The organism is Nitrospiraceae bacterium, assembly GCA_020632595.1.
GTDB lineage: Bacteria > Nitrospirota > Nitrospiria > Nitrospirales > UBA8639 > Nitrospira_E.
In genome coordinates this window covers 1-11,302 of record JACKFF010000031.1, presented here as the reverse complement: position 1 = coordinate 11,302, position 11,302 = coordinate 1, and the positions used below count along the sequence as shown (strand labels likewise).

The following is an 11,302-nucleotide window of genomic DNA, read 5'->3' as shown; positions in this document are numbered from 1 at the left end:
GAGCACCCACAACATGAACGCATCCATCATCAGAATAAGGCCCGCCACCCAAAAGGCCTCAACCCGACCGGCATCGGGAAGGGCCAAGGGTATCAGCATTCCAACAACACTTGTGCCCAAGCTGCCTAAAATAACACCTTCGATCCATCCATCCCGTTTGGAAGGAAAATAACGATCAGAGCTGGAATCAGTCTGTGACATCAGGCCACTCCGTTTGAGGACAAAGAACAATCGACCATGCTCAACTCCCCCCATTGCGTGACCGCAACCTGGCCTAACATCCCTCAAGCCAGTGCCATTCACCACTTGCAGCCACTCATGAATAAACCCCAGCATTCAGGATCTGGTCTTGAAACGGTCTCATATTCCGCTACCACGCAAAACATACCACCGACCGTCATGCGAAACCGCCTGCCCTCTTGCATACGAGGCGCTGATTTTAATAAATCGGGCATCCAGCAAAATTTCATGAACCTCCCACCACCTGAGCGAGATAGCTTGAACATTGGGCAAGTATCACCATTTCCATGGAGGGACAACCACCCAAAATCTGAATTGCTGCATCCGAAATCCGCGTACCGGTAATGTGAACATCGGACAACTTCGGATGCTGGAAAAGATTTTCCATCACTCCGTCATCAAGAGAAATGGGTCGCAGAAAAACCGTTCCAAGAAAAAAAGATGGGCCAACTCCGATTGACATTGCATCAAAACCTCAGGAGGAGGGAGTGAGTCATACACCGAAATATCATGGACATAATCCAATTCCAGATGGCGAATGGTGGACGGCCAGCCAGAGAGTAAAATCCGAAAGGCCTGAGTTAGTTCCCGTCAGGCATTATGCTCGTTCAATCAGAATACCATGATACTCACAGAAGGATATTGGATTAACTTACAGGCCTGTGGCACCGTCACATGGGTCAGCACAAATCGCGCATTCCCCTTTCGATCAAATTCCGTGGCCTTCGAAACCTCCCCTGCCCTGCATCGATAGCAATGGATAGTTGCCGAAACCGCTTACGATCCCCTTTCACTGGTCTCCACATGCATCGGCGAGCAGGCTTCCGGAGACGTCCCCTTAATTCTTGAAGAAAGTCTCGATGAAAATCAGCATCTACCTCAGCCAGAGCACTCCGCCCTAAGGGACCATAGGGTGCCCATTCGAAGCGGCACGATCGCACTGGCGGCCTCCAGCCGCTGCCATCCCCTCTCACAAGGCTGTTCAGAAGACGTCAAAGCGTTCACCAATACTGAAGCGCCGTCATTCAAGACCTGAGAAGCAAAATCTTGTGTTTCCACGTTGGAAAAACTAGGGGTTGGCACGATAGGATCGCTTTCTATGGTCCTATACTTTGATGATTGGATAAGAGGCCATTGGCGGAAACTTTCTCGCACCAAGATGACTCTGGAGACTCCAGACCATGAAGAATCTTATCGGTCAATTCCACTGGTTTTTGCACTAGGGCCATCCTCAAATGTTACATGGATCTTCATGAGACCTGACAGCTCTTTCTGAAGACCAGAACATTCCACAACTAACTGACTGAGGAAGATAGACCCTAAACTTGGAGCCGGAAAAATCAATACATGACGAGCACGCACATTTGAGCGGAGACGCAAAAACAAAACGCGTGTCTTCCCGATTAGGGAACCCCACAATCTTGAGTGATCCGACAAGGACAACGAAGGGGATATCCTTCTTGAACCTGTGGATACTCGAAGGCCGCAGACTCCGGTATATTTCGAAGTCAATGGTTACGAACAGCTGTTCATGAAACGTGTTCTGACAATCCAAACCGTTGAATTCCCATAAAGAGGCTACTCAAGGTGCATAGGATTGGGGGACCTATTCGACAAAAACATTCACGGGGAGCATTATGTCCCACAGCATAGCGGAGAAACTTTCTGCGTCTTTGGCCAAGAAAAGGTTGCCCTTCTCCCGGGCCAGTTCAGATAAGATTCCTAATGAACTAAAGAAGCGCCAAGTGAATCCCCCTATTCTTTCATCTCCCCAGCATCCCCATAATATCGTAAGACCTCGCCCCCTATAGACAAGAGGCTGACATAGAAACTATTCAAGCTTGCAACATTACCACAGCATTTTTTCAACCAAGAGGCTTGAGAATACATCATCATATGTGCAACTCACAGTATCCACACTGGAAATAACTGCATCGACGTGATAGAGCTCCCCTTCGATATAGGTCTGGCAGAATTTGCCCTGGCCTATCATGATTTCAAGAGTATCATCCCCACAGACCGGTAAAAAACGAAACGTGAATTCATGAGATGGAAGCTTGCCAACGGCATGCAAGGTCCCGCATGCCTGATAGGCAATTGAATCAATAGGTGCACGGGAGTCATTGTGAATCTTCAGTGTGGAGGTGCCCAGCCAAAGTAGATTGGGACTGAATACCACAAAAAGCCCTGCGACAGCCCATCCCCAATAGCGAATCATTGGACGCCACTTAACACAGCACATGAAAGGCGACGGTCCAATCGCACAATCTCCCTGCACATTAATTCAACAACATCACTCACAGAAACAGACCGCGGCATGTGATGAGCGTTCCCTAGTCCCTACTGAGACCTGCAAAGATTCATGGGAATAATATATCTCTCATGCTCATTTTAGAACTGAGGAAAACCAAACCGAAGTTTCTGACTTTTGGGGTAGACTTTATTCGACTATTTTCCTAAGGTTAAACCTGACGAAAAAAGCAAAGAGTCGCTACTGGCAACTAGATTTTTTCATAAAAAAAGGAGAGAGGAATTAAATAATATATTGCCATGAATTATTCAAGGATGGAGACAAGCTATGGATGGCATGTGGTACGTGCTCAGAAATCATGTTTTGGTCGTTGTTTTTTTAATGGTCACGGGATTGACGCAGTGGGGGTGTGATCCCACAGGGGCCATTATCGGAAGTGTCGTAGGAACAACCGCTTTCACAGGGCTTTCCCCAAGTAATTCCCTTGAGCAGATCTACTATTTAGGTGTCTTTGACCCGCAGGAACAACTTCCGTCGAGCATCTACCGTGTGACCGTCCGAGGACAGGCAAGCTCCTTTAGCTGGATGAATTTTGGGTCAGGTTGGGTGCCCTCTCGCCTCGTCGATTCCTTAAGTACCCCCATCAGTACGGAAAAAAAGACCGGGAAGGTGATCATTGGTAAAAGTGATGATGGCACCTTGTCAGAACTGACGGGGAATCGCCGGCTCGTGTTGTTTGGGCCAGAAGGATTTCGGGAAGCCCCGAAAGACCACAGATTGGTGATCGTCATGGGAATGAGCCCGGAGGACTATTTTCAGGCCATTGATCAGGCATTGGGGAATTTTGCCAGGATTCAACATGAGCAGCTCCAAGGAGATGCCAAAGCCAAAATGATGCAGACCCTACTGAAACTCTCCGTTCAGCAGGAACGCTTAAAAGACTTTGAAATGGATGCAAGGCTTTTAGGTTTGGCAGATAAAGGAAATTGACATGAACAACAAACATTTTTCAGCCAACGTGGTTCTGTGCGGTATGGCATATTGGCTCGCGGGGTGTGCGGCCTTAACCATTGATGTAGACGTGTATAAGGGGCCGTTAGTTAACGATACTCATGTGCAAACCGAGTCCATGACGGTGATGGCAATGGGGGCAAAGCCCCTGTTAATTCAATTGCGGAATACCATGGAAGAAAAGGCGATTGAACGGGCCAATATCCAAACAGCCGATCATTGGGATTATCCCGAAGGTTTGTATGAGCCAAACTATCCTTTTCTGGAAAAACGAGGATGCCTGAATGGAACCAAAAAGATCGTAGCGTTTCAAGGACATAAAAACTACGGCCAAGGTTTCATTGAAGAAGACTATGAATTTTGCGGGCACGACTCGTTCAAGGTGAATGCCATCTTGAGCCTATATGAAGATCAAAAGTATAACCCCATTTCAATGCCGGTTCAGGAGATCAAGCATGCCATCAGAGACTATAATTTATTTAGTGACATCTTATTTCCTAAAGATCTCAAACACCAGAAAGATTTATGGAAAAATTTAAAAACTGCCTTTAAAATTGAACTACAGACTGAACGCCAAAAAGCAAATTCATCTTTAGAAAGTAAGAAGAGTTGTGCGGGCAATAAGAAAAAGGGAAATAATCCCGCAGATCTGGGGCCAACTCAGCTACAAGGGGAAGAGAGCGGCGAGGCTCCTATCGAGTGCGCCAAAACACCTTTTTCCCTTGAAACCAAGAATAGTGGGGAGGGCAACGAAGTTCCCGGCGAATCAACGGAAATCAGTAAGGCAACGAATAAAAGCAAATTAAATTCCCCTGAACCATACACCATAAATGATTTGGTTGACGCCTACCGAAATTTTTTGGCTCCCCAAAAAGAAAATCGTTCAATAAAGGAAATTTTTATAGTCCATGATCATCTTCAAAAAACCAACTTGTCCCAGGGAGAAATATTAGGGGAGCAGTATTCAAGTTGGCCGAAAGTGGAAGATTTATTGGATTCCGGGGATTTTAATGGAGGATGTAAAGATCTATTTAATGAATCTTATGATCAAGCAAAGAAAGAATTACAAAAGAACAAAAAGGGATGTGGGGCAAGCTATACCTCGATGTTTTTAGCCCTGGCAGAAAACAAGAAAAATATTGTCGACATCCATGCAAATGCTCTATTTCCACTAGAAAGTGATCAAAAAAGGCAGTTTATTGCAACGGTAATCCAAATCGGTCAATCTTTTTTGAAAGTGAGAAAGGCAACCCGGCAGATCTTCCATGCTCTCCTAGACATTAATCATTTATTAGATTTTCCGGGAGAAGAAATTGAAAAACTGAAGAGAAAACACGGAGACGAAATTCCTGAAATGATCATGGGGCTAAGCGTGGGCCATTATTTGGTTTCTGCTTTGAAGAATATGAATGAAGCTGGAACCCTACTTCCAAATATCGCTATATCTGATGAAACGCCTAGGGACAATCTAGAAGACAAAATTACGATTCCAAAATCTAAAATTATCAGCTGGTATGGGAATGAGGATCTTGAAGGGAATTCCAAACAAAATAGCAAGCGCATTAGAGGACAATTTCTAGAGCAATTAAAGACCAATCGAATAGAAATGACGGATTTATTAAGAAAGGCCGATCTATACCTTGCCTTGCTCACGGATGAATATGAATTACGTTCTACCTTTGGAATTACCGTCGGTCCTATGAATCCGGAAGAATCCAATTTGGAGAAGATTATAGATGGAATAATCGAGGGGGTTGGTACGGCGGTCAGCAATATCAAAATTGCTGCAGGTCTTGGAAAGGGTCGATTGGACGACGGATTGGAGACTCTCATCGAACGGTATTTGAAGGTAGCAGATCAACAGCCGCCTGATTTTCGAGTGATAAAGGCTGAACGTGATAGGCTCTTTGACGGTCTCATCCGGTTTTCCCAAACCGTGCTATTCTTGGCCAATCATCGGATATTGTTAGACTCCGAACCGGACACATGGTTCAGTAGGCTGACTCCATTAGGCAACTTAGAACTGCAGAAAAAGAAAATTCATAAAGATACGAAGATTCTTCAGGCCGTGGGGAATTCTATCTTGAATCAGATCGATGAGATTTCCCACAAAGAACGCTATGAAGAGGAGTTGGATAAACGCGGTCCACGGGAGGCTCTTGCGATGAAAGTAGCCTTTCCTAGATATGCCACAGAAGCGGTCGATCAGCTCATTCAACGCTTTGGCGGGGAAGCCAAAATTTCAGAAGACCAGTTGGTGAAAGCCGACACAACATTTAACCAACTGGTTGAAGCGGCGGATGGAGCCGAAAACAAGTTGAAGGGCATTTCCAAGGAATTGGGCGAAAAAACCAAAGCATTCAATAAAGCAAATAAGGCGTTTAAAACTTTACATGACCACAGCGGCTTTCTTTTCCAAACAAACGGTGGATATACCAAGGGAGGAACGATCAAAGGTCCTGGAGATACCAAAAATGGAAAATATTCGGGAAGTATTCTTGCAAATGTTTCCGCGTTGACTTCCTTGAATATAACAGGTGGGGACTATGAAGGGGGAAGCAACCAGAACAGCAGTAAACCTGGTGAAGGGTATGGTGGAAAGTTATCCGATCTCATCATTCAAGGCGGACAGACCAATGGAGGCGAGCTCATTGGTGGAAATTTGACCTGGAAAATTTCAACAGAAAGTCACCAGAGTCTTCCTGCCAAGTCAACAGTGACTGGAGAAAATGTGACCGTCAAATATCCAAGCTTCACTGGGACTATTTCATCAGCTAAGGCAACCTATTCGTTGAAGGCTACGACAGGGAAAAAACTCACTATAACAATAGAAAAAGGAAGTACTCCTAAAATAAACGAGACAATAGTTGGGAAGTTTAACGAAGGAACGATACAGGGAACTATTACAAGCTGTACGAAAATTGCTGTTGATTCGCCGTTCTGTAAGATAGATGGTGAAAAAATTGATGCGGTGGAATTATCTAACCTTTCTTTAGATGACGCAAAACTGAACCAGGGAGAATTAATACCTAAGAAAACCATTTCACTTGTTCGATCAAGCTTGGAACAAACAATGAACACAAGTAAGATTTTCAAGAAAGACGATCAGATGATTTTGGAAGGAACGCTTTCCCAGAATTCCGAAAAAATAGTTTTCGGAACTGAAAGTGCTCTATATGGAGAAATTCAAGAGGTGCAATGGAAATCCTCCAAAGATGCCAACCCACCTGAAATCACAGGCGGGACTCTCGCGAAACTTTCTGGCCCTGTTATTTTTACATGGGCAGAGGGGAGCAGTCCGACGATAGAAATCGACCTAGAAAAAAATCCGGTGATGATAGCCAGCAGCAATAATAATTTAACCCTTACCAACGCAAGCATTACCAATGCGTGGATTCTTGATGGAACGACAACGCAGGACGAGAAACAAATATTGCCCCAAAAGGCTCTTGTTTCAGGCGCCACATTGAAGGGTGAGAAAAAAAAGCCAATTTCCCTTTCCCAGTGGCAGATCAAAGATTTGCGCTGGAAAAACGATAATCTGACAGGTGTGATTGTGACAGCAACATTAGGAAAGGATTCTACCTCCGCCAGTGGGGGTACCGCGACGGGTGGAACCCTCAAATCAGCGGAAAAAAAATCCCACAGAATTGGTAGAGCCTCAAGATTGAACGCAGGGCCGATTAAGGAGGCCACCGTTAATAACGCGACCGTTACCCTGAAGGACGAAGCTTCGTATACCTTAGTTAATGGAGTACAATTGGTCAGTGGAACCGTTATCTCATCGACCTTGAAGGGTGGTACCTTGTCGCCACAGCCAACGGATAAGGAACCCACTGTTGAAAAGGTAAACGTTCTGACCGCATCGTTTAAGGAAGTTACCCTGAAAGATGCTGTGCTAAAGGGAAGTGATGAGGAAGTATTACGCGCCAAAAAAATTACAATTAAAGCCACCAACGGCTCATCAATCGTGACCCTTAATCTTAAAAACGCCACCGTCATTAATCTCGAGGATGGAAAGGTCTCGGGCGGAAAATCAGTAGTTTCCACTGGCGAAATAGACGGACGTTTTGCATTCCCAGATAAAACTCAAGCCATCATTGATGAAGGAACATTAGAAAAAACTACGATAGAAGGGGTTTCTCTGGATAATGGAAGCTTTACAGGCGCTGAAACGGTTGGTGGAGAGACCCAATATATAGGCGAACTTGCGGAAATGATAGCCAACACAGCTCGCATAACCAAAAAAGCTTTTTTTGATAAGCTTGAGATGCAACTCGACCAAAAAATTGGTACAAGCACTTGCCCTTCTGATCCAGTTCTCAGATCGGATCAGCTTGCCTGCTTGAAAAAAGTCCTTTCTTCCGTGAAAGAACGACAGTTTCCTGCCGAACAAATCAAGGGGTTGGAGAATCCAGCCTATATAGAAATTGATAAGAACAAGGCGGATCAACCGTCCTTTCACACGGTGATTCTTGCTCATCTCATCCTGTCACAGTTATGGGAGCAACAACACCAGGCAAACTTGGAGATGGACAAAATACAGAGGGAAGTAACTGAAAAACAAAAAGAGAATGATTCACAAAAAGCGAAACGAGATGCCGCCGATAAGGCAAAAACGAAATATTTGGAAAAATATCAGGCTAAATTTAAGACCGCGCAAGCGACTCTGCTGCGCTATCAGGACGACATTCTCCATGCGTTGGCCCGAGAGGGTCGCTTGGATTCCTCCGATCTGGTCTACCGGACTATTGGTGACGTTCTGGAACAGAAAAAGGCTATGGTTTCGGCTCAGGGAACCGCTGGCAGTAGTGGGAATGCACAACAAAAAACGAAAAACAAAACGAATGAATCATCGGGCGATCCATCAACTGATCTGTCTTCCACCATTGCCACTCTGCAACAAACACCGGAGCCACTCCGGGTTCCGTCTCCCCAGGAGACGCAAGGATTGGATGCCAAAGAAGTGATGGATCAATTGATTGCTACCTTGAAGTATGAGCACATTGCCGCCGTGAGAGAGGGCGGTGAGCAATCGACTATCGCTCAACAAATTGAAAAATCCCTGAAAACCGCTTATACCCACCGGGCCTCGATGGTGTTGATCCGTCCGGCTCTGGCCTTCCTTCGATCGAGTTATCCCTCTCCAGCTCTCCAAGAAGAGGCTCCCTTAGAGTGGAAGAACATGCTGACTGAAAATGCCTTTCGCAGTATTCCCTTCACCTCTAATTTTGTGACGGGAAAAAGCCTATATGCCGATTCAACTCTCAGGGTTCAGAGTCAAATCGACAAACTGTTCTGGCATAATGTGAACCGGATCAAACTAAACGGGGCCGGGGATACGAATTATGTATTGATTAAAGACGATATCGGCAACTGGACCGTCAAGAATTATTCTGCTAATCCTCGAGATATCATTAATTCTGCCACGAATCTCGCCATGTTCGGATTTGGGGGAAGCGCCACCAATTTCTTAGATCGTTCTCAACCAGGTGCTCCTCAGCCAGGTGGGGATACCGGAAATCAGTCTGGCCAGGTTATTCCCAACACGGCTGACCAGAATCCATCCCTTCTTGAACGGCAATTTAATCGATTCGACAAGCTCTATCAAGAGCAGACGGATAAAGACTTGGAGGCTGCAGAGTCGTTAACGAATTCATTGGGTGGGAATATCAAAGCGGCCTGGCAGAAGGAGCCCCTAATGAAAGAGGCCATCACTTCACTATCTTCCATTGTCGATACGGCCCAAGAAAAGCATCTGGACAATCTCGAACCGTCACGGCACAACACGGAGGAAAAGGCACAAGAAATGTTGAACCGGCTCCGTGCCGTCAAAAGCTTCCATCGTGAGATTGAGCTTGGCATTCTCGAGAAACAGCAGGATTTAGAAGCTGAAACGACTCAAAAGGCCTTGGTTCTTATGACCGGTGAGGTCCAAAAGCGACTCCTCGCTTTTATTAAGCAACGGCAAGAGACCCTGAAAACATTTGAGGTGCAAATTTCTGTTTTAAATGACTCTGTCACGAAATAGCCTCTTAAGGGTTTTCGGTTTAGGGTGAAGGGTGCTTCTGTCGGGGCAACGCCTTCCATACTGTTTCTGAACCATTATTGAAGGAAGACTCTAATGAATCGGTTATGGAGAGGGTGTGTGCTCAGCATCTTGTGTTGGGTATTGCCTGTATGCCCTGCTTCTGCCTTTGAACCTGGCATTAGCGGGATGGCAAAGATCGACGACAATATCTTTCTGACGGTCGCCGACACCAAAAATTTGCACGGATCGGATGGACTTCTTGCTGCTAATCCTGCGCCACGAGTGCGAATTCTGACTGTTAGAGAGAATGACATTACGTCCGAAGTTCTTCGCTTGAGATATGAGGATTTACCCCCTAGTGATTTGGAGGCTGCCTGTTCTTTGCCAGGACGGAATCAAGAAATTCTCATGGCCGAAAGCGGCTTTTTCCAGGGGAAGTATGGACGGATTTTTTATGTACGGATTACGAAGGATAGGAATAGTTGGACTGGGGAGGTGCAGTCCACATTTTTGCCTTTTTCCCTCAAGCACCAGTTCTACTCGACTCCAAAAGATGAACAGATAGAAGGATTGGCCTGTCTGAAGACGCCGAAGCATGATCTTTTTCTGGTATTGGCATTAAGGGGAGGAAGCCATAAACCTGGAATGTTGATTTGGGGGAAATTGGGTGGATTAGAGAGTAATCAACCTGTATTCACTAAAGCAGGAGAGGTTTCTTTGACTGAAGGAGTCCGATTCTTTGGCAATCGTGATGCCTCGGATGTCTTTTTGCAAAAACACTGTGAAGAGGAATGGCAAGTCTGGACCATTGCCGTTGATGACCCAGGAGGGAAGTTTGGCCCATTCCAGTCAGTGATCTATAGCCCGGGAACTTTTAGTTGGGACGAGAGCCATGGATTGCTTTTTCATCCGACAAGGCCCCTTGTTGGCTGGAAACGGGAAGGTTTAAAAGTCGAAGCGTTGGCAGGGCCAGCCAAGCAAGTAGAAAATAGTGTCCTCAGTATCGGCACGGAGGAAGAGGCTTTGGGAGGAATGTGGTTCCCCTTATTCCCGGATGAAAATAATCCATGAGTTACAATGAACGGAACGGGAGAGGCAGCCACTGATTCCATGCCCCGATAGAGATTTATGACCTTAATCTCCGTATTCACTTGTTTCAGAATCCCGTCAATCTGCACTTCACTGAACTGTGTCTGTTTCATACGAGTCTCGTGATGGTTTTGTGTAGAACGCCCTCCCTGCTATGTATTTCCCTTGTTCGGAAAAGGTTCCATTGGCAAGTGCTCAACACTCAGGAGCAGATCCATGTTAGACACCGTCCCCACCTGGGGCAGACAGAATCGTCGTAAGAACTTAATGTTATTGGTTGACCGTGTAGGAATCGAACCAACGACCCGGCGAAAACGGACCGGCTCATTGAGGCGCCAGGAGCGTCCTCAAGGCTTCGGCGAGTTGGAATTCGGTGAAGGGTTTGTCCAGGCGGTTCACCACCCCTAAGGACTGAAATTCTGCGGCCATGGCCTCCTCCATCCTCCCGCTGGCCACCACAACCGGAATATCCGGTAACATCCGCCGGAGTGCGCGAACAAAGACCAATCCGTCCATGTGTGGCATATGCAAATCCGTGACGATCGCCCGCAACTCAGCCCGATATTCGGTGGCCTGCATCAAGCCGTCCGCCCCATCCGTGGCAATCAACGATTGAAAGTTCAATCGCTCAAGGACGGCACGCGCCATCTCACGCACGGCAGCCTCATCATCCACGAACA

6 protein-coding genes are annotated in these 11,302 nt (G+C 46.2%); 3 read left to right on the top strand and 3 right to left on the bottom strand.

Features of this window, described 5'->3' with window-relative positions:
- Positions 1 to 201, bottom strand: a 201-nt coding sequence (locus H6750_21250; GenBank protein ID MCB9776841.1) for a hypothetical protein, incomplete at its 3' end; no start/stop codon positions are given.
- Between the two features lie 1,888 nt (positions 202 to 2,089).
- Positions 2,090 to 2,458, bottom strand: a complete 369-nt coding sequence (locus tag H6750_21245) for a hypothetical protein (protein ID MCB9776840.1) — start codon at positions 2,456 to 2,458, stop codon at positions 2,090 to 2,092.
- A gap of 360 nt (positions 2,459 to 2,818) precedes the next feature.
- On the opposite strand from H6750_21245, the gene H6750_21240 reads away from it, so the two are divergent.
- The 3 genes from H6750_21240 to H6750_21230 all read left to right on the top strand — a co-directional run bounded on the left by H6750_21240 (position 2,819) and on the right by H6750_21230 (position 10,604).
- Positions 2,819 to 3,481, top strand: a complete 663-nt coding sequence (locus H6750_21240; protein MCB9776839.1) for a hypothetical protein — start codon at positions 2,819 to 2,821, stop codon at positions 3,479 to 3,481.
- Between the two features lies 1 nt (position 3,482).
- Positions 3,483 to 9,533 (top strand): hypothetical protein, encoded by a 6,051-nt coding sequence (locus H6750_21235; protein ID MCB9776838.1) that lies wholly within the window; start codon positions 3,483 to 3,485, stop codon positions 9,531 to 9,533.
- Positions 9,534 to 9,626: 93 nt separating this feature from the next.
- Positions 9,627 to 10,604 carry a hypothetical protein gene (locus tag H6750_21230; GenBank protein ID MCB9776837.1) on the top strand — a complete coding sequence of 326 codons (978 nt, stop codon included), beginning with the start codon at positions 9,627 to 9,629 and terminating at the stop codon, positions 10,602 to 10,604.
- A gap of 342 nt (positions 10,605 to 10,946) precedes the next feature.
- Here H6750_21230 and H6750_21225 read toward each other — a convergent pair.
- A partial coding sequence (locus tag H6750_21225; GenBank protein ID MCB9776836.1) for a response regulator occupies positions 10,947 to 11,302 on the bottom strand: 356 nt, incomplete at its 5' end.